This window comes from Streptomyces sp. NPDC093260, from assembly GCF_040683715.1.
In the GTDB taxonomy this organism is placed as follows: domain Bacteria; phylum Actinomycetota; class Actinomycetes; order Streptomycetales; family Streptomycetaceae; genus Streptomyces; species Streptomyces sennicomposti.
Window position 1 is genome coordinate 289,141 of sequence record NZ_JBFBEK010000004.1, and the last position, 24,821, is coordinate 313,961.

Annotated in this window: 21 protein-coding genes; 10 read left to right on the plus strand and 11 right to left on the minus strand. The window is 73.0% G+C overall.

Annotation, left to right across the window (positions count from 1 at the left end; translation table 11 throughout):
* Window positions 1–308 precede the first annotated feature (308 nt).
* The 7 genes from AB0N63_RS07400 (at window position 309) to AB0N63_RS07430 (ending at window position 6,669) form a co-directional block, all read left to right on the plus strand.
* Window positions 309–1,382, plus strand: coding sequence for a M4 family metallopeptidase (locus tag AB0N63_RS07400; RefSeq protein ID WP_365525371.1), 1,074 nt, complete (start codon window positions 309–311; stop codon window positions 1,380–1,382).
* Window positions 1,383–1,403: 21 nt separating this feature from the next.
* A complete protein-coding gene (locus AB0N63_RS07405) occupies window positions 1,404–1,670 on the plus strand; it encodes a protealysin inhibitor emfourin (RefSeq protein WP_365525374.1) in 267 nt (88 codons plus the stop codon).
* Window positions 1,671–1,721: 51 nt separating this feature from the next.
* A complete protein-coding gene (locus tag AB0N63_RS07410) occupies window positions 1,722–3,044 on the plus strand; it encodes a GH1 family beta-glucosidase (RefSeq protein WP_365525377.1) in 1,323 nt (440 codons plus the stop codon).
* 358 nt (window positions 3,045–3,402) lie between these two features.
* Window positions 3,403–4,482 carry a PhoH family protein gene (locus AB0N63_RS07415; RefSeq protein WP_365525380.1) on the plus strand — a complete coding sequence of 360 codons (1,080 nt, stop codon included), beginning with the start codon at window positions 3,403–3,405 and terminating at the stop codon, window positions 4,480–4,482.
* A 12-nt stretch (window positions 4,483–4,494) separates the two neighbouring features.
* Window positions 4,495–4,992 (plus strand): rRNA maturation RNase YbeY, encoded by a 498-nt coding sequence (gene ybeY / locus AB0N63_RS07420; RefSeq protein ID WP_365525383.1) that lies wholly within the window; start codon window positions 4,495–4,497, stop codon window positions 4,990–4,992.
* A gap of 7 nt (window positions 4,993–4,999) precedes the next feature.
* The gene (locus AB0N63_RS07425) at window positions 5,000–6,313 is read left to right on the plus strand and encodes a hemolysin family protein (protein ID WP_365525386.1); all 1,314 of its coding nucleotides are present in this window, start codon (window positions 5,000–5,002) and stop codon (window positions 6,311–6,313) included.
* Window positions 6,310–6,669 carry an MmcQ/YjbR family DNA-binding protein gene (locus AB0N63_RS07430; RefSeq protein WP_019982294.1) on the plus strand — a complete coding sequence of 120 codons (360 nt, stop codon included), beginning with the start codon at window positions 6,310–6,312 and terminating at the stop codon, window positions 6,667–6,669. The genes AB0N63_RS07425 and AB0N63_RS07430 overlap by 4 nt, the downstream gene beginning before the upstream one ends.
* A gap of 104 nt (window positions 6,670–6,773) precedes the next feature.
* Here AB0N63_RS07430 and AB0N63_RS07435 read toward each other — a convergent pair whose 3' ends face one another.
* A complete protein-coding gene (locus AB0N63_RS07435; RefSeq protein ID WP_365525389.1) occupies window positions 6,774–8,210 on the minus strand; it encodes an MFS transporter in 1,437 nt (478 codons plus the stop codon).
* A 148-nt stretch (window positions 8,211–8,358) separates the two neighbouring features.
* Between AB0N63_RS07435 and AB0N63_RS07440 the strand changes: the two genes are divergently transcribed.
* Both AB0N63_RS07440 and AB0N63_RS07445 read left to right on the plus strand, forming a co-directional pair.
* A complete protein-coding gene (locus tag AB0N63_RS07440; RefSeq protein WP_365525678.1) occupies window positions 8,359–9,180 on the plus strand; it encodes a helix-turn-helix transcriptional regulator in 822 nt (273 codons plus the stop codon).
* Between the two features lie 89 nt (window positions 9,181–9,269).
* Window positions 9,270–9,623 (plus strand): cytidine deaminase, encoded by a 354-nt coding sequence (locus AB0N63_RS07445; RefSeq protein WP_365525392.1) that lies wholly within the window; start codon window positions 9,270–9,272, stop codon window positions 9,621–9,623.
* A gap of 61 nt (window positions 9,624–9,684) precedes the next feature.
* On the opposite strand, the gene AB0N63_RS07450 is transcribed toward AB0N63_RS07445, so the two are convergent.
* Entirely contained in the window at window positions 9,685–10,023 is a 339-nt protein-coding gene (locus AB0N63_RS07450; RefSeq protein ID WP_019982297.1) for a P-II family nitrogen regulator, read from the minus strand.
* Entirely contained in the window at window positions 10,020–11,312 is a 1,293-nt protein-coding gene (locus AB0N63_RS07455; RefSeq protein WP_365525681.1) for an ammonium transporter, read from the minus strand. The genes AB0N63_RS07450 and AB0N63_RS07455 overlap by 4 nt, the downstream gene beginning before the upstream one ends.
* 357 nt (window positions 11,313–11,669) lie before the next feature.
* On the opposite strand from AB0N63_RS07455, the gene era reads away from it, so the two are divergent.
* Complete coding sequence (gene era, locus AB0N63_RS07460; protein WP_365525395.1) at window positions 11,670–12,623, plus strand: GTPase Era; 954 nt, start codon at window positions 11,670–11,672, stop codon at window positions 12,621–12,623.
* A 296-nt stretch (window positions 12,624–12,919) separates the two neighbouring features.
* Here the strand turns inward: era and AB0N63_RS07465 are convergent, their stop codons facing one another.
* The 8 genes from AB0N63_RS07465 to AB0N63_RS07500 form a co-directional block, all read right to left on the minus strand.
* Window positions 12,920–15,013 carry a glycoside hydrolase family 31 protein gene (locus AB0N63_RS07465; RefSeq protein WP_365525398.1) on the minus strand — a complete coding sequence of 698 codons (2,094 nt, stop codon included), beginning with the start codon at window positions 15,011–15,013 and terminating at the stop codon, window positions 12,920–12,922.
* Between the two features lie 248 nt (window positions 15,014–15,261).
* Window positions 15,262–16,380, minus strand: a complete 1,119-nt coding sequence (locus tag AB0N63_RS07470; protein WP_365525684.1) for a PfkB family carbohydrate kinase — start codon at window positions 16,378–16,380, stop codon at window positions 15,262–15,264.
* A 424-nt stretch (window positions 16,381–16,804) separates the two neighbouring features.
* Window positions 16,805–18,094, minus strand: a complete 1,290-nt coding sequence (locus tag AB0N63_RS07475) for a glucarate dehydratase family protein (RefSeq protein ID WP_365525401.1) — start codon at window positions 18,092–18,094, stop codon at window positions 16,805–16,807.
* 201 nt (window positions 18,095–18,295) lie between these two features.
* A complete protein-coding gene (locus tag AB0N63_RS07480) occupies window positions 18,296–19,288 on the minus strand; it encodes an adenosine deaminase (RefSeq protein WP_365525404.1) in 993 nt (330 codons plus the stop codon).
* Window positions 19,289–19,308: 20 nt separating this feature from the next.
* Window positions 19,309–20,214: a ribonuclease Z gene (locus AB0N63_RS07485; RefSeq protein WP_365525406.1), complete on the minus strand. Its 906-nt coding sequence runs from the start codon at window positions 20,212–20,214 to the stop codon at window positions 19,309–19,311.
* 6 nt (window positions 20,215–20,220) lie between these two features.
* The gene (locus AB0N63_RS07490) at window positions 20,221–20,574 is read right to left on the minus strand and encodes a histidine triad nucleotide-binding protein (protein ID WP_365525408.1); all 354 of its coding nucleotides are present in this window, start codon (window positions 20,572–20,574) and stop codon (window positions 20,221–20,223) included.
* A 455-nt stretch (window positions 20,575–21,029) separates the two neighbouring features.
* On the minus strand, window positions 21,030–24,239 hold the full coding sequence (locus AB0N63_RS07495) for a S41 family peptidase (protein WP_365525410.1): 3,210 nt from the start codon (window positions 24,237–24,239) through the stop codon (window positions 21,030–21,032).
* Between the two features lie 164 nt (window positions 24,240–24,403).
* A complete protein-coding gene (locus tag AB0N63_RS07500; protein ID WP_365525413.1) occupies window positions 24,404–24,796 on the minus strand; it encodes a VOC family protein in 393 nt (130 codons plus the stop codon).
* Window positions 24,797–24,821 lie beyond the last annotated feature (25 nt).

Sequence of the window (24,821 nt, forward strand, 5' to 3'; positions counted from 1 at the left end):
AGGGGGTCGGCCTCGACTACAGGCCCTCGCCGCGGCAGCTAAGGAGGAGCAGCCCGAAAAGCATGATGCTGTGCACCTTAGCCGAGCCGCGCCGGACGCGCGGGCCTCGTCCAGTATGCGAAACCCGGGGGACGAACCGGACAAAACGTGTGCGACGTCACGTCCCCGGCCATCAGGGGCCTCTTCAGGTCACCCCGCGCGACCGCCCTTTACCCTGAGCGGCCGTCCGGCAACCGTCTTGACCCGTTATTTCACCAATCAAGGTTGCAGCTAGTGACATTGGCGTAACGCAGTGCAATGGTCGAAGCATGACGACGACTCACGGGGGCTTCGAGCCCGTCTTCTGCACCATCGTCCCGCCGCACGTCCTCGACCGCCTCGCCCGCAACGAGGACCCCGCGCTGCACGGCCCGGCGCGCCGCACCCTCCAGCGCGACGCCATGGAGCGCACCCGGCGCCATCTGACCACCGTCACCGGCGCCGTCGCCGTGACCCCGCCCGCCGGCAAGCAGGCCGGCCAGCCGCACCGCACGGTCTACGACGCCGGGCACGGCACCGACCTGCCCGGCCGCAAGGTCCGCTCGGAGGGCCAGCAGCCCGGCAAGGACGCCAGCGCCAACCGCGCCTACTCCGGCCTCGGCGCCACCTTCGAGCTGTATCTCAAGGCCTACAAGCGCGACTCCATCGACGGCCGCGGGCTGCCGCTGGACGCGTCCGTGCACTACGACGAGAAGTACAACAACGCCTTCTGGAACGGTGAGCAGATGGTGTTCGGCGACGGCGACGGCGAGATCTTCCTCGACTTCACCATCCCGGTGGACGTGATCGGCCACGAGTTGACGCACGGCGTCACCCAGCACACGGCGAACCTGGAGTACCAGGGCCAGTCCGGCGCGCTCAACGAGTCGGTCTCCGACGTCTTCGGCTCGCTGATCAAGCAGTACACCCTCGGCCAGACCGCCGCCCAGGCCGACTGGCTGATCGGCGCGGGTCTGCTCGCCCCGCGTGTCACCGGCAAGGCGCTGCGCTCCATGAAGGCGCCCGGCACCGCCTACGACGACGACGTCCTCGGCAAGGACCCGCAGCCGGCCACCATGGACCACTACGTCCGCACCGGCAGCGACAACGGCGGCGTGCACATCAACTCCGGCATCCCCAACCACGCCTTCTACCTCGCCGCCACCGCGCTCGGCGGCCACGCCTGGGAGAAGGCGGGCCAGATCTGGTACGACGTGCTGACCGGCGGCAAGCTCAAGTCGGACGCCCAGTTCGCGGACTTCGCGACGCTCACGGTCAAGGCGGCCCGGGAGAGGTACGGCGCGGGGGACGAGCTCGAGGGCGTGAAGAAGGCGTGGGAACAGGTAGGGGTGCGGACGGCGTGAATCCGTACTAGACACGGGGCCATGCGTATTCAGGTACGGCGTACGGGCGGGTTCGCGGGCATCGAGCGGCGCGCCGAGGTGGACGTCGCCGGGCGGCCCGACGCCCAGGAGTGGCGGTCCCTGGCGGAGAAGGTGCTGGCCGCGGGCCACAGCACACCGCCCGCGGTGGTCCCGGACGGCTTCAGCTACGAGATCACCGTGGACGGCCGCACGATCCGCGCCGCCGATCCCCGGCTCACCGAGGACCAGCGCCAGCTGATCTCCCGCGTGCTCGAGGAGGGAGCGTGACCGAGGGCAAGAGCGTTGACGTCCCCCGCCGACGGTACGGATGATCCGCGCATGGCCACTGACGCAGGCGTCCCGCCCAGCCCGCTCCCCCGGTTCCCGGACGGCTTCCTGTGGGGCGTGTCCACCTCGGCGCACCAGATCGAGGGCGCGGCCGACGAGCGCGAACCGTCCGTGTGGGACGTCTTCGCCGCCGGGCCGGGCCGGATCAGGGACGGCTCCACGGCGGCGGTCGCCTGCGACCACGTGCACCGGCACCGGGAGGACGTGGCCCTGCTGGCCGGGCTCGGCGTGGGCGCCTACCGCTTCTCCGTCTCCTGGCCCCGCGTCCTGACCCCCGGCGGGCTCGCCTTCTACGACCGGCTCGTGGACGACCTGTGCGCGGCCGGGGTGCGCCCCGTTCCCACCCTCTTCCACTGGGACCTGCCGGCCCGGCTGGACTGGCGGGAGCGGGACACGGCGGCGCGGTTCGCCGAGTACGTGGCGACGGTCGCCGAACGGCTGGGCGACCGCGTCACCAAGTGGATCACCCTCAACGAGCCGGCCGAGCACACCCTGCTCGGCCACGCGCTCGGTGTGCACGCCCCCGGCGAGCGGCTGCTGTTCGACGCGCTCCCGGTCGCCCACCACCAGCTCCTCGCGCACGGCCTCGCGGTGCGGGCGCTGCGCGCGGCCGGGGCCCTCGACATCGGCATCGCCAACTCGCACGGCCCCACCTGGGCGGCGTCACAGGAGGAGGCGGACGTGACGGCGGCCGACTTCTACGACGTGCTGCTCAACCGCCTCTTCGCCGACCCCCTCGTCCTCGGGAGCTATCCGTCCGGACTCGGCGAGCTGATGCCGGGCGACGTGGCGGCGGACCTGGAGATCATCGCCGAGCCGCTGGACTGGTACGGGATCAACTACTACGCCCCCACCCGTGTGGGCGCCCCGCAGAACGGGGAGACCGAGATCGGCGGGGTCCGTGTCCCCGCCGGGCTGCCCTTCACGCTGCGCGAGGTCGAGGGGTACCCGGTCACCGACTTCGGCTGGCCGGTCGTCCCGGAGGGGCTCACCGAGCTGCTGACCGGCTTCCGCGACCGCTACGGCGACCGCCTCCCGCCGGTCGTCGTCACCGAGAACGGCTGCGCCTACGAGGGCCTGGACGACCAGCACCGGATCGCCTACCTGGACGGCCACCTGCGCGCCCTGCACCGCGCCCTGACGGCGGGCGTGGATGTGCGCGGCTACTTCGTGTGGTCCCTGCTGGACAACTGGGAGTGGGCCGAGGGCTACACCCGCCGCTTCGGCCTGGTCCACGTGGACTACGCGACCCGGAAGCGCACGCCGAAGGCCTCGTACGAGTGGTTCAAGGAGGTGCTGCACGCCCAGCGGTGAACCCGCGCGCGGGGCGCGGGCGGAGCATGAGCGCAGGGCCCGCCGACGGCGCGCGCGGGCGGCGGCCGTGCTCCTCGAGCAGGCCGGTCCGCGCGGCCACAAGTACGCCGTCGACGCCACCGTCGCCGAGACGGCCCCCGCGCCGGCCGCCTCCGGTGGCGGTCCCCACCTCCGACGCCGACGACCTCCGCAAGCTCTGCGGTACCCGCGTCAAGGTGATCCGCCTCCGAGGCGGCCCTCCCGGACAGCCGAAAACACTTACGGCGTTGTCACCCGCCCGTCGTACCCTGGGAGTGCGAGGCCGCCCTCAGCTGTGCGGCCGTGACGAGGAGGAATCGCAGGCGTCGAGCGCCGGCCCATGACTCAGACATCCGCAGCCAACACCCCCGCGCAGGGGCAGGCGAGAGCAGAGTTCACCGTCCCCGCCCAGCACCCCATGGTGACCGTCCTGGGTTCCGGCGACTCCCTTCTGCGCGTGATCGAGAAGGCCTTCCCGGCAGCCGACATCCATGTCCGGGGCAATGAGATCAGCGCGGTCGGCGACACGGCGGACGTCGCCCTGATCCAGCGCGTGTTCGACGAGATGATGCTGGTGCTCCGCACCGGGCAGCCGATGACGGAGGACGCAGTGGAACGCTCGATCGCCATGCTCAAGGCGAGCGAGAACGGGGAGAGCGACGGCCAGGAGACCCCGGCCGAGGTGCTGACGCAGAACATCCTGTCCTCGCGCGGCCGCACCATCCGCCCCAAGACGCTCAACCAGAAGCGCTACGTCGACGCGATCGACAAGCACACGATCGTCTTCGGCATCGGCCCGGCCGGTACCGGCAAGACCTACCTGGCGATGGCCAAGGCGGTGCAGGCCCTGCAGTCCAAGCAGGTCAACCGCATCATCCTGACCCGTCCGGCGGTCGAGGCCGGCGAGCGCCTCGGCTTCCTGCCGGGCACGCTCTACGAGAAGATCGACCCCTATCTGCGCCCGCTGTACGACGCGCTGCACGACATGATCGACCCCGACTCGATCCCGCGCCTGATGGCAGCCGGGACGATCGAGGTCGCCCCACTGGCGTACATGCGCGGCCGCACGCTCAACGACGCCTTCATCATCCTGGACGAGGCCCAGAACACCAGCCCCGAACAGATGAAGATGTTCCTCACCCGGCTCGGCTTCGACTCGAAGATCGTGATCACCGGTGACGTCACGCAGGTGGACCTGCCCGGCGGCACCAAGAGCGGTCTGCGCCAGGTGCAGGACATCCTGGACGGCGTCGAGGACGTGCACTTCTCCCGCCTGTCGTCGCAGGACGTCGTACGCCACAAGCTCGTGGGCCGTATCGTCGACGCGTACGAGAAGTACGACAACAAGCACGGCACCGAGAACGGCGGCGCGGCGAAGACCCGCCCCAGGGCCGCCGGCCACGGGCACAAGGGGAAGTAGACCAGCACGACCATGTCGATCGACGTCAACAACGAGTCCGGAACCGAGGTCGACGAGCAGGCGATCCTCGACATCGCCCGCTACGCGCTCGCGCGGATGCGCATCCACCCGCTCTCCGAACTCTCGGTGATCGTCGTGGACGCCGACGCCATGGAGCAGCTGCACATCCAGTGGATGGACCTGCCGGGGCCCACGGACGTCATGTCGTTCCCGATGGACGAGCTGCGGCCGCCGGGCAAGGACGAGGAGGAGCCCCCGCAGGGCCTCCTCGGCGACATCGTGCTGTGCCCGGAGGTCGCCGCCAAGCAGGGCGCCGAGGCCCCGACGCGGCACTCCATGGACGAGGAGCTCCAGCTGCTCACCGTCCACGGCGTGCTGCACCTGCTCGGGTACGACCACGAGGAGCCGGACGAGAAGGCCGAGATGTTCGGCCTCCAGGCCGCGATCGTGGACGACTGGCGGGCCGAGAAGGGCCTGACCGGCCCGTCCCCGGCGCCCACCGTCTCGTAAGCCGCCGATGAGTCCTCAGATCGTCGTCGGGGCGGTCGCCCTGGTCGTCGTGGCGTGGCTCGCCGCCTGCGCGGAGGCGGGCCTCGCCCGGATGTCGAGCTTCCGGGCCGAGGAGGCGGCCAAGGCCGGCCGCCGGGGCGCCGCCAAACTGGCCCAGGTCGCCGCCGACCCGACCCGCTATCTGAACGTGGCGCTGCTGGTGCGCGTCGCCTGCGAGATGGCCGCCGCGTCACTGGTGACGTACGCGTGCCTGGAGGCGTTCGACGGCACCGCCGAGGCGCTGGTGGTCGCGATCGCGGTCATGGTCCTCGTCTCCTACGTCGCCGTCGGGGTCTCCCCGCGCACCATCGGCCGCCAGCACCCGCTGAACACGGCGACGGTGGCGGCGTACGTGCTGGTGCCGCTGGCCCGGATCATGGGCCCGATCCCGTCGCTGCTGATCCTCATCGGCAACGCGCTCACGCCCGGCAAGGGCTTCCGGCGCGGACCGTTCGCCTCGGAGGCGGAGCTGCGGGCGCTGGTGGACCTGGCCGAGCAGGAGTCGCTGATCGAGGACGAGGAGCGCCGGATGGTGCACTCGGTCTTCGAGCTGGGCGACACCCTGGTGCGGGAGGTCATGGTGCCGCGCACCGACCTGGTCGTCATCGAGCGGTACAAGACCATCCGGCAGGCCCTCACGCTCGCCCTGCGCTCGGGCTTCTCGCGCATCCCGGTCACCGGCGAGAGCGAGGACGACATCGTGGGCATCGTCTACCTCAAGGACCTGGCCCGCCGCACCCACATCAGCCGGGACGCGGAGAACGACCTGGTCTCCACGGCGATGCGCCCGGCCGTGTTCGTGCCCGACACCAAGAACGCCGGCGACCTGCTGCGCGAGATGCAGAAGGAACGCAACCACGTCGCCGTCGTCATCGACGAGTACGGCGGCACGGCCGGCATCGTCACCATCGAGGACATCCTGGAGGAGATCGTCGGCGAGATCACCGACGAGTACGACCGCGAGCTGCCCCCGGTGGAGGACCTCGGCGAGGGCCGCTACCGCGTCACCGCCCGCCTCGACATCACCGACCTCGGCGAGCTGTACGGCCTGGAGGAGTACGACGACGAGGACGTGGAGACGGTCGGCGGCCTGCTCGCCAAGGCGCTCGGCCGGGTGCCCATCGCCGGGGCGTCCGCCGTGGTGGAGCTGCCCGACGAGCGGGCGCTGCGGCTGACCGCCGAGGCCGCGGCCGGCCGCCGGAACAAGATCGTGACCGTGCTGGTGGAGCCGGTGCCCGCCGAGGCGGCCGGCGCCGACGACGAGGAGAAGAAGCCGGAGTGACCCCGCAGGAGCTGCGCGCCCTCTGTCTGTCCTTCAACGCCGCCGTCGAGGACTTCCCCTTCAACCCGGAGACCTCCGTCTTCAAGGTGCGGGGCAAGCTGTTCGCGCTCACGGCCCTGGACGCGCGGCCCCTGACCGTCAACCTCAAGTGCGACCCGGAGGACGCGGTGCGGCTGCGGGGCGAGCATCCGGGGCTGATCGTGCCCGGCTGGCACATGAACAAGCGGCACTGGAACACCGTCACGGCCGACGGCGGACTCCCGGACCGGCTGGTCCGGGAGCTGGTGGAGGACTCGTACGACCTGGTGGTGGCCGGGCTGCCGCGCGCCGAGCGCCTGCGCCTGGACCGGCCGTAGGCCCGAGGCGGCGGCCGCCTCGGGCTCCGGCTCCGCGTGCGGATCCCCCGGGCCCGGGAGGCCCCCCGCGCTCCCCGGACCCGGGAGAGGCCCGCATCCCGTGCTCACCCAGTCCGGCGGGTGCGCAGGCCCAGGCCGATCAGTGCCGCCGCGGCGAGCACGATCAGCGCGTCCAGGCCGAGGACGGTGTGCACGCCCGCCATCAGGTCGTCGGAGGTGGTGGCCAGGACGCCCAGCAGCGGGATGCCGACCGTGATGCCGACCTGCTGGGTGGAGGTGACCAGGCCGGTGGCCAGGCCCTGCTCCTCGTCGGGCACGCCGGAGGTGACGGTCAGGCCGTAGGAGATGATCGCGCCCAGGTGGCACATGCTGGCCAGCGAGACGGCGGCGGTGGCCAGCCACACCGACCAGCCGTGCGTGTCGAGGCCGAGCAGCGCGGCGATCAGCAGCCCCTGTCCGGCCAGTGAGGCCACCAGGGTGCGGCGGGCGCCGAAGCGGCCGATGACCTTCGCCGCGCAGGAGCCGGCGACGGCCGACAGGATGCCCTGGACGCCGAAGACCAGACCCGTCCGGAAGGCCGACAGGTGCAGGATCTCCTGGAGGTACAGGGTCAGCGCGAAGATGACCGTGGACATCATCGAGAAGGTGACCAGCCCGCCCAGGTTGCCCCAGGCCACCGTGCGGCGGCGCAGCATCGGCAGCGAGACCAGGGGCGCCTGGCTGCGGGACTCGACGACCGCGAAGGCGGTGAGCAGGGTGACCCCGGCGATGAGGGTGACGAGGACGTCGGCGCGGCCGAAGCCGTGGTCGGCGGCGGTGGACAGGGCGTAGATCAGCGACAGCAGGCCGCCGGTGACGGTGACCGCGCCGGGCACGTCCAGCCGGGGGCGCTCCGGGGTGCGGGACTCGGGCAGCAGGCCGGGGGCGAGCGGGAGCACGATCAGCGCGAACACGGTGAGCAGCGCCATCGTGGAGCGCCAGCCGAGGGCGTCGGTGAGGATGCCGCCGGCGACCATGCCGACGGTGAAGCCGAGCGACAGCAGCGTGCCCGAGATACCGAGGGCGCGGTCGCGGGCGGGCCCCTCGGGGAAGGTGGTGGTCAGCAGGGACATGCCGGTCGGCACGATCGCCGCCGCGCCGAGGCCCTGCAGGGCCCGGCCGGCCAGGAAGGACGCCGGGTCCCAGGCGAGGGTGGCCAGCAGCGAGGCCGCGCCGAACAGGGCGAGGCCGGCCAGGAACAGCTTGCGACGGCCGTAGAGGTCGCCCATGCGGCCGAACAGCAGCAGGAAGCCGCCGGAGGGCAGCGCGAACGCGGTGACCGCCCACTGGAGCGCGGACCGGCTCATCCCGAGGTCGGCGCCCAGCTCGGGCAGCGCCACGTTCAGCACGGAGAAGTCCAGGGCGACCATGAACTGCGCCGCGCACAGGACGAACAGGACGAGCTTGTCGCGCGTCGACAGCCGTGGGGCGCCGGGCGGTTCGGGTTCCCGGACGGGAGGAGCGGGGGCGGGAGCGGATGAGGTGGTGGTGTCGATCGCCATGGCAAAGAGCTTCGTGCGAGCGGAACAGCCGTGGGGAGTCGCCACTTATGGTGGTGGTGCCACCACCAGACAGGGCGAGGGGGAGCCGTACGTGCGTGAGGCGGACGCGTTCAAGAGTCATCGGCGGCGGGAGCTGCGGGAGTTCCTGATGAGCAGGCGGGCCCGGGTGACCCCGGCGGAGGCGGGGCTGCCGGCCGGCGGCGCCCGGCGCCGCACCCCCGGCCTGCGGCGCGAGGAGGTCGCGGTCCTCGCCGGGGTGGGCGTGTCCTGGTACCAGTGGCTGGAGCAGGGCCGGGACATCTCGGTGTCGCCGCAGGTCCTGGACGCGGTGGGGCGGGTGCTGCGGCTGAGCGACGCCGAGCGGCGCCATCTGTACCTGCTGGCGGGGCTGAACCCGCCCACGCCCGAAGTGGCGCCGGAGAAGCGGGACATGTGCGACGGGCTGCGGCGGCTGATCGACACCTGGATGCCCTATCCGGCGCACATCATGGACGTCTACTACAACTGCGTGATGTACAACGACGCCGCCGCGGTGGTGCTGGGCATGCGGGCCGACACCACGCAGAACTGCCTGGTCGACTTCTTCACCGACCCGCTGTACCGCTCGCGCTCCAGGAGCTGGGAGCGCAACGCGCGCTCGGTCGTCGCGCAGTTCCGGGCCGCGTGCGCCGCCCGCCCCGACGACGAGGGGTTCCAGGCGGTGCTGTCCCAGGTCTCCGAGGCCAGCGAGGAGTTCACCGCGCTGTGGGAGGAGCGGGACATCGAGGACCACGGGCAGATCCGCAAGGAGCTGGAGCATCCGCTGGTGGGGCTGCTGTGCGTGGAGTCGACGGCGATGAAGGTGCCGGCCCGTCCGGATCTGATGGTGGTGCTGCACACCCCGCTGGACGAGGCGAACACCGCGGCCAAGATGGAGTGGCTGTCCTCGCCGGAGGGGCGGCGCGGGGCGATGTACCCGGTGGCGGGCTGAGCGGTGCCGGGCGGTACGGGCCGGGCCGAGTGGGCCCAGCGGGGTGCTCCCGCCGTGGGGCGCGCGGCACGGCTCCGTATGCTCGGATCATGACCGACAGCAACGGGCTCGACCCCGAGGACCGCAAGATCGTCACCCTGGCCCGCTCGGTGCGGGCGCGCAACGGCGTGCCCGAGGGCGCGGCCGTACGCGACGAGACCGGCCGTACGTACGCCGCCGGGTCGGTGCGCCTGGCCTCGCTTCAGCTCAGCGCCCTGCGGACGGCGGTGGCGATGGCGGTGGCGTCCGGCGCGACCTCGCTGGAGGCGGCGGCGGTGGTCAGCGAGGCGGAGGGGCTGGCGCCCGAGGACCTGGCCGCGGTACGGGACCTCGGCGGGGCCGGGACGCCGGTGCTGCTGGCGGGGCCGGACGGGGTCGTACGGCTGACGGAATCGGCGCAGTAGGCGGCCGGCGCAGCGGGGAGGCTCCGGCGCCCGAGGGCGTCGGAGCCTCGTCGGCGGTCCCTCAGAGGGCGTCCGGGCCGCGTTCGCCCGTGCGGACCCGTACGACCGTCTCGACGGGCACCGCCCACACCTTGCCGTCGCCGATCTTCCCGGTCTGCGCGGCGCGCACCACGGCGTCGATGACGGCGTCCGCGTCGGCGTCCTCGACGACCACCTCGATACGGACCTTGGGCACGAGGTCGACGCGGTACTCGGCGCCGCGGTACACCTCCGTGTGGCCGCGCTGGCGCCCGTAGCCGCTGGCCTCGGTGACGGTCAGCCCGTGCACGCCCAGCTCCTGCAGCGCGGTCTTCACCTCGTCGAGGCGGTACGGCTTGATGATCGCGGTGATGAGCTTCATGCCTGGGTCTTGGCCTTCTGGACGGAGGAGAGGGCGGGGGACGCGCCGACCGGGGCGCCGTGCCCCAGGACTCCGTGATCGTAGGCCGTCTCGGCGTGCACCGTAAGGTCCAGTCCGGTGTGCTCCTGCTCCTCGCCGGCACGCAGGCCCATCGTCCGGTCCAGCAGCCGGCCGAGCCCGTACGTCACGGCGAAGGCGTACGCCCCGACGGCCGCCACCGCGAGCAGTTGCCGGCCGAGCGGGGCGAGTCCGCCGCCGTAGAGCAGGCCCTCGGGGCCGCCGGTCATCGCGCGCTCGGCGAACAGGCCGATGAGCACGGTGCCGATGACGCCGCCGACCAGGTGGACGCCGACGACGTCGAGGGAGTCGTCGTAGTTCAGCCTGAACTTCCAGCCGACGGCGTAGGAGCAGACGACACCCGCGGCGAGGCCGACGACCAGGGCGCCGAGCAGCGAGACGGTGCCGCAGGACGGGGTGACGGCGACCAGGCCGGCGACCGCGCCGGAGGCCGCGCCCAGGGTCGTCGGGTGGCCGTCGCGCTTGTGTTCCACGAACAGCCAGCCGAGCAGGCCGGTGCAGCCGGCGGCGAGCGTGTTGAGGAAGGCCGCGGCGGCCAGGCCGGTCGCGCCCATCGCGGAGCCCGCGTTGAACCCGAACCAGCCGAACCAGAGCAGTCCCGCGCCGAGCATCACCATGGGCAGGTTGTGCGGGCGCATGGCGTCCTTCTTGAACCCGAGGCGCGGGCCGAGGACCAGGCACAGGGCGAGGCCGGAGGCGCCGGAGGTGATCTCCACGGGCAGTCCGCCGGCGAAGTCCAGCGCGCCGAGGCCGTGGCCGATCCAGCCGCCCGGGCCCCACACCCAGTGGGCGACGGGGACGTATACGACGAGCGCCCACAGGGGCACGAAGACCAGCCAGGCGGCGAACTTCGCCCGGTCGGCGATCGCGCCGCTGATCAGGGCGGCGGTGACGATCGCGAAGGTGAGCTGGAAGGTGGCGAACAGCAGGGTGGGGACGGTGCCGTGCACGGAGGCGGGGCCGATGCCGGTGAGACCGGCCTCGTCCAGGCCGCCGATCAGGCCGGCCGCCGTGTCGCCGCCGAAGGCGAGGGAGTAGCCGCAGGCCAGCCAGACGACGGTGACCAGGGCGATCGACACGAAGCTCATCATGAGCATGTTGAGGACGCTCTTGGTGCGCACCATGCCGCCGTAGAAGAGGGCGAGGCCCGGGGTCATCAGCAGCACCAGGGCGGTGGCGGCGAGCAGCCAGGCGGTGTCGCCGGTGTCGATGCGGGGGGCCGCGGCGGCCGTCTGGAGGGCGTGTACGGCTCGGGCGGCGGGTGCGGCGTGCGCGGCCGCCGCGGCGTGCGCGGCTGATGCGGCGTGCACGGCTGATGCGGCGTGCACGGTGTGTACGGCTTGGGTGGCGGCCAGGGTGACGGACTCCACGGGCGGCGTCTCCTCGCGGTGGGGGCTCGTCAGAGGGTCACCGGTACGCGTTTCCGGTCGCGTACGGGTGTGTTTCCGTGACGTTTCGTGTTGCGCGGGGGTTTCCGGGACCTCACCGGAGGCTCACCGGGCGTCGTCGGGGGCCGGTCGCCGGGCGGGCGTGCGTGGGGGCTTCGTCGATCAGGGACAATGGGCGCCATGAGCGTTCGCACCCAGTCATCCGAGCAGCCCGGCGACACGGTCCACCGGGCGGGCTTCGCCTGCTTCGTGGGACGCCCCAACGCGGGCAAGTCCACCCTCACGAACGCTCTGGTCGGGCAGAAGGTCGCGATCACCTCGAACCGGCCGCAGACCACCCGGCACACCGTGCGGGGCATCGTGCACCGGCCGGACGCGCAGCTGATCCTGGTGGACACGCCCGGACTGCACAAGCCGCGCACGCTGCTCGGCGAGCGGCTGAACGACGTGGTGCGCGCGACGTGGGCGGAGGTCGACGTGATCGGTTTCTGTCTGCCGGCCGACCAGAAGATCGGGCCGGGCGACCGGTTCATCGCCAAGGAACTCGCCGGGATCAAGCGGACCCCGAAGGTCGCGATCGTCACCAAGACGGACCTGGTGGACTCCAAGACGCTGGCCGAGCAGCTGATCGCGATCGACCAGCTCGGCAAGGAGCTGGGGATCACCTGGGCGGAGATCGTGCCGGTGTCGGCGACGGCCGGCAAGCAGGTGGATCTGCTGGCCGATCTGCTGATCCCGCTGCTGCCGGAGGGGCCGGCCCTGTACCCCGAGGGCGACCTGACGGACGAGCCCGAGCAGGTGATGGTGGCCGAGCTGATCCGGGAGGCCGCGCTGGAGGGGGTGCGGGACGAACTGCCGCACTCCATCGCGGTGGTCGTGGAGGAGATGCTGCCGCGGGAGGACCGGCCGGCGGACAAGCCGCTGCTGGACATCCACGCGAACGTCTTCATCGAGCGGCCGAGCCAGAAGGGGATCATCATCGGCCCCAAGGGCAAGCGGCTCAAGGAGGTCGGGATCAAGTCGCGCAAGCAGATCGAGGCGCTGCTGGGCACGCCGGTCTTCCTCGACCTCCATGTGAAGGTCGCCAAGGACTGGCAGCGGGACCCGAAGCAGCTGCGTCGACTCGGCTTCTGAGGGTTCCTTCCCCACCCGCCCGACTCGCCAGGGGCCAAGTCCCCGCCCCGGGCGGGGACTCCCTCCCCCGCACCCCGGGTCTTCGCCCACCCGCCCGATGCGGCGAGGAGCGAAGCACCGTCGGGGGTCCGCCCCCGGCCCCCGAGGGGACACCGTCCCCCGCACCCCTGCTCGATGCACCCGCAGTGACTTCGTCGTCCGCCCGGCTCGGTGGGCGGCGAAGCCCCTTGGGCCGCCGCCCCGAACCGCGGGGGGATTCCCCCTTCCCTCAGCCGTCAGCCGTCAGCCGTCAGCCGTCAGCGGAGTGCCCGTAGGGCCTTGTCCGCTCCCTCTGCTCCCAGTTTCACGAAGATCGGGGTCGTGCCCAGGGGGGTGGCGTAGGCGGGCAGGGTTCTGTTGCCCTGGAGGGTCCTCCCGTTGGTCACGTCGTACCACTTGCCCGGGGGGAGGTGGACCGGGCGGGAGGCCGCGGCGGTGAGTTGGGGGGCCGCCAGGACCGCCGGGCCCAGCATCCACTCGTCCTCGATCGTGTACGCCGCCTTGTCCTGCGGGTGGTCGAAGAAGAGGGGGCGCATGATCGGGTCGCCGGTCTTCAGGGTGTGCTGGACCTGGTCCCAGAGGTAGGGGGCGAGGCGGGCGTGGCGGGCGATCGCCTCGCGGTAGAGGGCGGTCGTCTCCGCGTCGTACACCACCTTGTCGCCCGTCGTGGGGTCGATGGTGTCGACCGGGGACGTGGAGGCGTACATCAGCGGCATCAGCGCGGCCGACTGCGCCCAGCGGACCAGGACCTCCTTCGTCGGGGCCGGCTGGCCGCTGGAGCCGCCGATCATGTCGGTGGCGACGAACGGGTAGCCGATCGTGGAGATCGCCAGGTTCTGGGTGACCGAGGCGCGCAGGGAGTTCCAGCCGGTGCCCTTGTCCACCTGGCGGGTGACGAACCCGGCCCGGTGGGCGGCGGCGTCCCAGTGGACCCGGATGCCGACGCCCTGGAGGTCGTACTCGTCGGCGAGTCCGGCGCCGAGCCGCTGGTAGTCGGTGGGCCTGTAGCCCTCGTGCGGCGCGCACTTCTCGTCGAAGAAACGGGTGTCGAACTTCAGGCCGTCGACGCCGTAGGCGCTCATGAGGGACCTCAGGCGGCCCTCGTACCAGGCCTTCGCGTCCGGGTTGCCGAGGTCGACGATGCCGGCCGTGCCGTTCCACCAGGTGACCGTGCAGGGCTTGGCGGTGTCGGCCGCGTCCTTCAGCAGGTAGCCGTGGTCGGCGGCGTAGCGGTACTGGTCGGAGTCGAGGTTGATCCACAGGGTGACCCAGAGGCCGAAGTCGAAGCCGAGGGCGTGGACCTTGTCCGACATGGCCTTGGGGTCGGGGTACGCCTTCGCGTCGAAGGTCATGTTCCCGTAGTTCGACTCCCACTTGTCGTCCAGCTGGAGCGCGTGGCCCGTGATGCCGGCGTCGTGCAGGTCCTGCGCGTAGTCGAGGAGCTTCGCCTGGTCGACGTGGGTGTAGAACTGCGCCCACGAGTTCCACACCGGCTCGGCGTACTGCCGGTAGGTGGCGTCGGACTTGGCGGGTTTGCCGACGGTGCCGACATAGTCGCGGTAGACGTCCAGCGGGGTGGACTCCACGAAGACCGTCGCCTTGTAGGCGTCCGCCGACTCGATGTCGAAGCGGCCGAGTCCGTCCTTGTCCTGGTTGATCGCCACGTCCATCACCTGGCCGGTGTCCACGCGCAGGCCGGTCGCGGCGGACGTGTACCAGAACGGGTCGACCATGTAGTAGGACGCGGGTCCGAAGGCGGGGTGGACGACCTGTCCGCTGTCGAGGGGCCAGGGCTGCGCGGTGCCCGGGCCGCCGTCCGGGGTCTGCGCCTCGCCGTGGCCGTACCAGTGGCCGGCGGACCTCAGGTCGTAGGCGAGGCCGAGGCGTTCGGGCGCGGCGCCCTCGACCTGCCAGTCGAGCTGGTAGCGGTCCGCCTGCGGGGTGATCCGGGCCTTGACCGTGGCGCCGGGCGCGGTGGTGGCGGCGGTCAGGGTCAGGGCGCCGTTCTGCCATGTCCAGCCGGTGACGCGGGTGGCGTGCTGCCAGGCGCCCGCGGTGCGAAAGCGCAGGGCGCCGGTGCCGCCGGTGGGCGTGGCCAGCACCGTGGCGCCCGAACGGCGTGTGGTGAGGGCGAGTTGACCGGTCGTCACCCGCAGCTGGTAGCCGGGAGCGGCGCGGCCGGCCGGGACGGTCAGGGTGAGTTCGCCGGCGGACCGGGCGAGCCGGGGGGCGTGGGGGGCGGGGGCCGTATCGGCCTGCGCCTGCGCCGCTCCCGGTGTCGCGGCGAGGGCCGCGGGGAGGGCGAGGGCGGCGGCGAGGAGCACCCCGGATGTGCGTGATGGTCTGCGCACGACGCATGTCCTTCGACGAAAGGAGTCGGTCAGGAGTCGGTCATGGGTCGGGAAGTGCGGGAGCCCGTGCACGATCGCGCTGTTGCACGCGCACGCTCGCACACGGAAGGCGCCCGTGCACGAACGTGCTTGATTCTGCCGATGATTGAGCAGGAAACGTCACCTGTCAATGGCGGTACGGGTCCGGGACTCCCGTCAACCGGGTATGCGCAGCGGGGAGTCCGCCCTCGTGCGCGGACGGCGCGCGGTCACGCCGACCTGCCGAAACCGATGGTCGGCACGGCCCTGCGCCGGGGCCACGGCTCGACGCTCGCCGCCGGCAGCAGGGCGTCCAGGAAGGCGTACCGCCTGAGCGCCGCCGGGTCCTGGCCGGGCGCCGACTGGACCCGGCGCCACCAGGCGGCGATCTCCGACCAGCCGGGCGCGGAGAGCGAGCCGCCGAACTCCTGCACGGACAGCGCGGCGGTGAGTCCGGCGAAGGCGAGACGGTCGGCCAGCGGCCAGCCGGCCAGGGAGCCGGTGACGAAACCGGCCACGAAGACGTCGCCCGCCCCCGTGGGGTCCAGCGCCTCGACCGCGATGGCGGGCACCTCGGCGCTCTCCCCCGTGCGCCGGTCCACCGCGTACGCGCCCTCCGCGCCGAGGGTGACGACCGCGACCGGCACGTACTCGGTGAGGGCGTGGGCGGCGGTGCGCGGGCAGTCGGTGCGCGTGTAGCGCATCGCCTCCTCCGCGTTGGGCAGGAAGGCCTCGCAGTGCGCCAGGTCGGCGAGGCCGGCCAGGTCCCAGGCGCCGGTGTCGTCCCAGCCCACGTCGCCGAAGACGCGCGTGCCCTTGCGGGCGGCCTCGGCGATCCAGGGCGCGCTGTGGCCCGGGGTCAGGGAGGCGACGGCGGCCCGGGCGCGAGGCAGGAGTTGCGGGGCGACCTCCTGGACCAGGACGTCCTCGGGGGGCGGTTCGTGGCCGTGGGAGACCATCGTGCGCTCGCCCTCGTAGGCCATGGAGACGGTGACCGGCGAGTGCCAGCCGGGGACGGTGCGGGACGGGGAGAGGTCGATGCCCTCGCCCTGCTCCAGCGCGTCCCAGCAGTACTCGCCGTAGTGGTCGTCGCCGAAGGCCGCGGCCAGGGAGGTGCGCAGGCCGAGGCGGGCCAGGGCGGTGGCCATGTTGGCGACGCCGCCGGGGCTCGACCCCATGCCGCGCGCCCAGGACTCGGTGCCGCGCACCGGGGCGGAGTCGAGGCCGGTGAAGATGATGTCGAGGAAGACGGTTCCCGTGAGGTAGACGTCCCAGGGCGGGTCGTCCGTGGTGCGCAGGGCGGCCAGCGGGTCCACCTGCGGGCGGAGAGGCGCGTGCGGCGCGCCCACGATGTACTCGCGGTCGCTCGGGTACTCCCCGTCGGCCGGGGACGGCGGGTCCTCGGCGGACGGCGTGTCCTGCGGGGACGGCCGGCCCCCGGCGGACGGCCGGCCCTCCGAGGACGCCACGGCTCCCGAGGACACCGCGGATCCCGAAGGCGTCACGGGTTCCGGCACCGCGGCTTCCGGGTGCGGCGGGCCCTGCGGGTGTTCCTGGTCGTTCCGGTACTCCGGTCCCTCTCCGGCGGACGTGCTGGACGCGGTCACGGTGCGCTCCCTGGCATGGTGCGGATCAGGCCAGTGTGCACCAGAGGACTGACAACGCGTCGGCACTCACGCCACGCGACCCGGCCGGGCGGCGGCCGCCGACGGGGTGTCGGGCGGCGCCCGCCGACGGCGTCGTACGCCTGTCACCAGCGGCGTCGTACCGCCGTCACCAGCGCGGCGTCGCGGGCGTCGTCCACCCCGGCTCGGCGGCCCGCATCGCCGCCGCGTCGTCGCGGTCGCGCAGCGCGCCGTCGTCATCGAGCCACCGGCGGTGCAGCCGCTCCAGCTCGTCCCGGTCGAGCGCGACCCCGAGGCCGGGCGCGTCCCCGACGGCCACCCGGCCGCCGTCGAAGACCAGGCGCTCGGTGAGGACGTCCTCCGACTGCCAGGGGTAGTGACTGTCGCAGGCGTGGTGCAGGTTCGGCACGGTGGACGCCACGTGGGTCATCGCGGCCAGGCTGATGCCGAGATGGGTGTTGGAGTGCATGGACACGCCGACGCCGAAGGCGGCGCAGAGGGCCGCCAGGTGCTGGGTGTTGCGCAGGCCGCCCCAGTAGTGGTGGTCGGAGAGCACCACCTGCACCGCGCCCTTGGCGAACGCCTCCGGTATCTCGCCGAAGGTCGTCACGCACATGTTGGTGGCCAGCGGCACGTCGGTGCGCGCCGCCACCTCGGCCATGGCGGGGGTGCCGAGCGCGGGGTCCTCCAGGTACTCCAGCACGTCCGCGAGTTCCCGCGCGACGCGCACCGAGGTCTCGACCGACCAGGCGCCGTTGGGGTCCAGGCGCAGCGGGTGTCCGGGGAACGCCTCGGCCAGCGCCCGGACGGCGGCCACCTCCTCATCCGGCGGGAAGACGCCGCCCTTGAGCTTGAAGGAGGTGAAGCCGTGCCGCTCGGTGAATCTGCGCGCCTGTTCGACCACGCCCGCCGGGTCGAGGGCGGCGCCCCAGTCGTCCTTCTCGCCGCCGGCGCCCTCGGGGTGGGCGGCCCACTTGTAGAAGAGGTAGGCGCTGTATTCGACGGCGTCGCGGACCTTGCCGCCGAGCAGCGCGTGCACGGGCAGGCCGAGCGCCTTGCCGAGGGCGTCGAGGCAGGCGACCTCGAAGGCGGAGACGACGGACAGCCGCAGCTTGTCGGCGGTCCGCACACCCCGCAGCCCGCCCACGTCGACGGCGTCCTGCACCCGCTCAGCCGGCACGGAGACGTCCAGCGTGTACAGGGCGTTCAGATCGCTGACCCGGTGGCCGACGAGCCGGTCGGCGAGCGGGCGGGCGAGTTCGAGGTACTCGGTGTCGCCGTAGGTCTCGCCGAGCCCGGTGATCCCGTCGGCCGTCACCACCTCCACGATCAGGCGGGGGGTGTACGGCTGGTGGACGCCCTGGGTGTTGAGCAGCGGCGGGTCGGCGACCAGGATCGGCGTCAGCCGTACCTCGGCGATGGCGAGGTCGCGGGTCACGGGGCGGCTCCTACGGGTCGGCTCGGGTCCGGTGATCGACGAGCAGTTCATGTACGAGAACACACACCACGTATAAGAACGGCGCGCACCGAGCCTAGATACCCGCACCGCACCCGTCAACGGCCCAGGCCCCCGGCGACGCGTCAGGGCGCGCCCGGCCGGAGCCGAACGCGCCCTGGGACACGGGGGAGAAGAGGCGGCCTACGGGAACTCGTACGCCGCGACCTCGGCCAAGTACCGCTCCCGCCGGGCCTCGTCGTCCTCCAGGAAGGCGGCGAGGAAGGAGTTGCGGGCGAGTTCGCGCAGCCGGTCCTCGCTCAGACCGAGGGTGCGGTGGACGGCGTCGAAGTTGTCGCCGGCGTAGCCGCCGAAGTAGGCGGGGTCGTCGGAGTTGACCGTGCACAGCAGACCGGCGTCCAGCATGGCGGGCAGCGGGTGGTCGGCGAGGGTGTCGACGGTGCGCAGCCGGACGTTCGACAGCGGGCACAGGGTCAGCGGTATCCGCTCGCGCACCAGGCGGTCCACCAGCGCGGGGTCCTCCATGCAGCGCAGCCCGTGGTCGACGCGCTCGACGCCGAGGACGTCCAGGGCCTCGGTGACGTACGCGGGCGGCCCCTCCTCGCCGGCGTGCGCGACGCGCCGGAGGCCGAGGGCGGCGGCGGCCTCGTACACCTCGCGGAACTTCACCGGCGGGTGCCCGACCTCGGCCGAGTCCAGGCCGACGCCGGTGATCCGGTCCAGGTACGGCCCCGCGGCGTCCAGCGTGGCGAGCGCCGACTCGGCGGACTCGTCGCGCAGGAAGCACATGATCAGCCGGGTGGAGACGCCGTGCTTCTCCTCGCTGCTGCCGAGCGCCCGCCACAGGCCCTCCACGACCGTGCCCAGGTCCACGCCGCGTGCGAGGTGGGCCTGCGGGTCGAAGAAGATCTCCGCGTGCCGCACCCCCTGCGCGGCGGCCCGTGCGAGATAGGCGTCGGCGAGGTCCGCGAAGTCGCGCTCGGTGCGCAGGACGGCCATCAGCTCGTAGTACAGGTTCAGGAAGGACTGGAGGTCCTCGAACCGGTAGGCCTCGCGCAGGGCGTCGGTGTCCGCGTAGGGCAGCTTGACACCGTTGCGGGCGGCCAGCTCGAAGGCCAGCTCGGGCTCCAGCGTGCCTTCGACGTGGAGGTGCAGTTCGGCTTTGGGCAGGGGCATCAGAGCATCGTACGGCCTGTTCACCGGCGTTTCGGAACCGGTACGCGCTGTAGGTCGTACGCCACGGTCAGTTCGCCCTCGAAGCCGGCCGCGCGCGCCTGGCGCTCGAACTCCTCGGGGTCGGAGTAGCGCTGGCTGAAGTGGGTGAGGACGAGGTGCCGTACGCCGGCCTCGCGGGCGACGCGGGCGGCCTGGCCGGCGGTGAGGTGGCCGTGCTCGACGGCCAGTGACTCGTCCTCGTCGAGGAAGGTCGACTCGATGACCAGCAGGTCGCACCCCTCGGCGAGGGTGTGCACGCCGGGGCACAGACGGGTGTCCATGACGAAGGCGAAGCGCTGGCCGCGCCGCACCTCGCTCACGGCCTCCAGCGGGACGCCGTTCAGTGAGCCCTCACGCTGGATGCGGCCCACGTCCGGGCCTCCGATGCCGTGCGCGGCGAGCCGGTCGGGCAGCATCCGGCGGCCGTCGGGCTCGGTCAGCCGGTAACCGTAGGACTCGACCGGGTGCGAGAGGCGGCGGGCCTCCAGCGTGTACGACGGCGTGGTCGCGAGGACGCCGTCGGAGTCGGCCGGGACCTCGGTGAGGGCGGCCGTCTCGCGGTAGGCGGTGGCGTACCGGAGGCGGTCGAAGAAGCGTTTGCCCGAGCGCGGGTAGTGGGCGGTGATCTCGTGCGGCACCTGGTCGAGGTTGATGCGCTGGATCACCCCGGCGAGGCCGAGGGAATGGTCGCCGTGGAAGTGGGTGACGCAGATCCGGTTCAGGTCGTGGGCGGCGACCCCGGCGCGCAGCATCTGCCGCTGGGTGCCCTCGCCGGGGTCGAACAGGATGCCCTCGCCGTCCCAGCGCAGCAGATAGCCGTTGTGGTTGCGGTGCCGGGTCGGGACCTGGCTGGCGGTGCCGAGGACGACGAGTTCGCGGACGGACACGGCTGCCTACCCGGGGGGCCACTGCAGGCCGCGGCCGCCGACGACGTGGGCGTGCGCGTGCCAGACGGTCTGGCCGGCGCCGGAACCGGTGTTGAAGACGGTGCGGTAGCTGTCCAGCTCCTCGTCGTCGGCGACGGCCTGCGTCTCGCGCAGCACGTCCGCGGCGAGTTGCGGGGCGCCGGCGGCGAGGGCGGCGGCGTCCTTGTAGTGCGCCTTCGGGATCACCAGGACGTGGGTGGGCGCCTGGGGGTTTATGTCACGGAAGGCGAGGGTCGTCTCCGTCTCCCGGACGACCGTCGCGGGGACCTGACCCGCGACGATCTTGCAGAACAGGCAGTCCTCTTGCGCTTCCCCTGCCACGTGGCCTCCTCCGGAGTGGATCTAGTACGGGCATCGTACCGAGGCGGGGTTCCGAAGCACCCGCACGCTCTCCCGCCGCCCGACGTGGGCACGGCACCGCCGGCTACGGCCGCGCCCGGACTCCGGCCACGACCCCGGTACGGCCGGCGGCGGTCCACCCGTCCTCGGTTCCGCCACCGGCCCGATGCCGTCGGGGCAGGGGCAGGGGCGCCGGCGCGGCCGGTGCCGGGTGCGGCCCTCCGCGGCCGGAGCCAGGGGCGCGGCCGGGGCGGAAGGCGCCGCACCCACCCGCCGCGCGGCCTCGCTCCGGACGCCACCGGGCGTCCGAACCCCGACCGTCCCGGCCAGGACCGCGCCCACGCGGGTCGCGGCGGTCGGCAGCGGCCTCCGGGCGCCGCCACGGCCGCAGGGGCGGTGGCTCCGGAGCCGCCCGTACCCGGCCCGCCGCCCCGCCGTCACGACCGCGGCGGCGGCAGCTCCGGTGGGGTCTTCGCCGGGGTCGTCTCCAGGGACTCCAGGGCGAGGCGGATCGCCTCGTCCAGTTGCGGGTCGCGGCCCGCCGCGTGGTCCTGGGGGCGCTGGAGGACCTCGACGTCCGGGTCCACACCGTGGTTCTCCACGCCCCAGCCCTGGCCCTCCAGCCAGAACGCGTACTTCGGCTGCGTGATCAGGGTGCCGTCGACCAGGCGGTAGCGGCTGTCGATGCCGATGACGCCGCCCCAGGTGCGGGTGCCGACGACCGGTCCGATGCCCAGCGCCTTGATCGCCGCGTTGACGATGTCACCGTCGGAGCCGGAGAACTCGTTGGCGACCGCCACCACCGGGCCCCGGGGGGCGTCCTCCGGATAGCTGTGCGGGCGCATGCCGCGCGGCAGGTCCCAGCCGACGATCCGCCGGGCCAGCTTCTCCACCACCAGCTGGGACGTGTGGCCGCCGCGGTTCTCCCGGACGTCCACGACCAGGCCCTCGCGGGCCACCTCCACCCTGAGGTCGCGGTGGATCTGCGCCCAGCCGGGAGCCTGCATGTCCGGCACGTGCAGGTAGCCGAGCCGGCCGCCGGACCTCTCGTGGACGTAGGCGCGGCGGTCGGCGACCCACGCGTGGTAGCGCAGCGGCTCCTCGTCCGCCAGGGGCACCACCACCGCGTGCCGCGCCTCTCCCCCGCCGGCCGGCGAGATGGTCAGCTCGACCGGTTTGCCGGCCGTGCCGACCAGCAGCGGGGCGGGACCGGCGACCGGGTCGACGGGCCGGCCGCCGACCGCGAGGATCGCGTCCCCGGCGCGCACCGCCACGCCCGGCGCGGCCAGCGGACTGCGCGCGTCGGGGTCGGAGGTCTCGGAGGGCAGGACGCGGTCGACGCGCCAGCTGCCGTCCTCGTGCCGCGAGACGTCCGCGCCGAGCAGGCCCTGCCGGGGGCCGGCGCCGAAGCCGCCGTAGGGGGTGACGTAGGCGTGCGAGGTGCCGAGTTCGCCGTGCACCTCCCACAGCAGGTCGACCAGGTCGTCGTGGGTGGCCAGGCGGGCGAGGACGGGCCGGTAGCGGTCGAGGACGCCGTCCCAGTCGACGCCGCCCATGTCGGGCCGCCAGAAGTGGTCCCGCATGATGCGGCCGGTCTCCTCGTACATCTGCCGCCACTCGGCGGCCGGGTCGACCGTCTGCCGGACGCGGCCGAGGTCGACGGTGATGTTCGAGTCGCTGTCCTCGTCGTTCGAGGCGCGCCGGTCGCTGGGGACCACCTTCAGCTTGCCGTCGGTCCACAGCAGGACCCGCTTGCCGTCGCCGCTGACCTCGAAGTGGTCGGCGTCGGCGGCGAGGTGTTCCAGACGCTGCTGGGCGAGGTCGTAGCGCTCCAGCTCGGTCTTGGGGTCCGGGTCGTCGGGGGTGGCGCGGGCGGCGCCGAGCACTCCGGTCACCGGGTGGCGCAGCCACAGCACGCCGTCGCGGGCGGCGCGCAGGTCGGAGTAGCGGGCGGCCTCGACCGGGAAGGGCACGATGCGGTCGGCGAGGCCGTCCAGGTCGATGCGGGTCGCCGGGGCGCCCTCGCTGTCCGGGGTCTCCTCCTTGTCGGACACCTCGAAGGCCCGGCCGTGCCGCTGCGGCCCGAACGGCGAGGGCGTGGTCGCGGCGAGCGTGATCAGGTACGGGCGGCTGCTCTCCACGAACGCCAGGTCGAAGACGTGTTCGTCGTAGACGGGGTCGAAGGAGCGGTGGGAGAGGAACGCCAGGTGCTTGCCGTCGAGGGTGAAGGCGGGGGCGTAGTCCTGGAAGCGCAGCGGGGTGGCCTCCGTGACCGACAGGTCGGTGGTGTTGGCCAGGCGCAGCTGGCTGAGCGGACGCGGGCCGGGGTGGGACCAGGCGAGCCAGCCGGAGTCGGGCGAGAAGACGAGCCCGGAGACGTCGCCGTTGTCGCTGCGGTCCACCTCGCGGACCTCACCGCTCCCGCGTTCCACGAGCAGCAGCCGGCCGTCGTGCGAGGCGACGGCGGCCCGGCTGCCGTCGGGGGCCATGGCCAGCTCCAGCACCCGGCCGAGCTGCCCGGCGGCGAGCCGGCGCGGGGTGGCGCCGGGCGCGACGCCGGTGGCGGGCGCGAACTCCAGGGCGTCGTCCCCCTCGGCGTCGGTCACCCACACCACCCACTCCTCGCCGTCGGCGCGGAAGGTGCGCGGCAGCCGGGCCCGTACGCCCGGTTCGGCGGCCAGGGCGCGGGCGGGGCCGGCGCGGTGGGTGACCCAGTGGACGGCGCCGCGCACGGCGACCGCGCTGCCGCGGGCGGTGTGGTCGGGGGCGGCGGAGCCGAACCAGCGGGCGGCGTTGACCTGGTGCGGCTGGAGGTCCACGCGCGGCCCGCCGAGGCGGATGTCCAGGCGGCGCGGCTCAGCGCCCTCGAGGTCGTCCAGCAACCAGAGTTCGCCCGCGCTGGAGTAGACGACGCGGGTGCCGTCGCCGGCGGCGTGGCGGGCGTAGAAGCCGCCGAGGGGTGTGTGCCGGCGCAGGTCGGAGCCGTCGGCGAGGGAGGAGTACAGGGCGCCGGTGCCCTCGTGGTCGGAGAGGAACGCGATGCGGTCCCCCACCCACAGCGGATACTCGATGTTGCCGTCCAGCTCCTCGTGCAGCCGGACGAACTCGCCGTCGCCGTCGCGGTCGATCCACAGCTTGCCCGCGGTGCCGCCCCGGTACCGCTTCCACCAGGCCGCCTCACGGCCCATCGTGGCCGACAGCAGCACGGTGTGCGGGCCGTGGGCGACATGGCCGACCGGCCCGTACGGCAGGATGGTGGCCGGGCCGCCGTCCAGCGGGACGGCCCGGGCCCAGCTGCGGCGCAGGCTGGCCTGGCCCTGGGTGCTGATCGCGAGAACCTGCCCGTCGGGGGTCCAGCCGCGCACCTGGGTGCGCCAGCTCCCCCAGTGGGTGAGACGTCTGGCGGGGCCGCCCTCCACCGGGGCGATGTGCGCCTCGGGTGCGCCGTCGCGGGTGGAGGTCCAGGCGACGGTGGCGCCGTCGGGCGAGATACGGGGGTGGTTCACCGGCACGTTGTCGGCGCTCACCCGCCAGGCTCGGCCACCGTCCAGCGGGGCGAGCCACACGTCGTCCTCGGCGGTGAAGGCGACCAACTCGCCGTGCGGATGCGGAAACCGGAGATAGGCAGACGATGCGGACTGAGTCACCTGATCACCCTACGCAGCGGCGGCGGCGGCGAACAGGGGGCGCAGCGCATCCTTCCCGCCGCACCTGCACCGCATCCCGCTCGCCCGGCCGATCACCTCACGCTGAACACCGGTTCAGAAAGCCACCGCCAACAGCCCCCGGACGGACGTGAGTCGCACAGCGCTCAGGTGCGCGGCAGCAGCCACTCCTGGAGTTCCACCACATTGCCCTCGGGGTCCTTGAGGTGGGCGACGCGCATCCGGTCCGTCATGGGCGCGGGACCGCGCAGCAGGGTCGCGCCGCGGGCGGTGACGTCGGCGCAGTAGGCGTCGAGATCGTCCACGCGCAGCACCACCAGCGAGCGGTGCCCCGTGACCGTCTCGCCCAGTTCGCCCAGGACCTGGGCCATCATCGCCCGGTCCTGCAGGGCGATCCCCGCCGGACCGGTGGCCGGGCTGAACTTCTCGTACGGACCCCGCTCCGCGCCCGACTGCGGTTCGAGGCCGAGCACATCGGCGTAGAAGCGGTAGCAGGCGGCGAAGTCGTTGACGAGCAGCCGGACTTGGGCGAGTTCCACGTCAACCCCCTGAAGACGTCGGGTG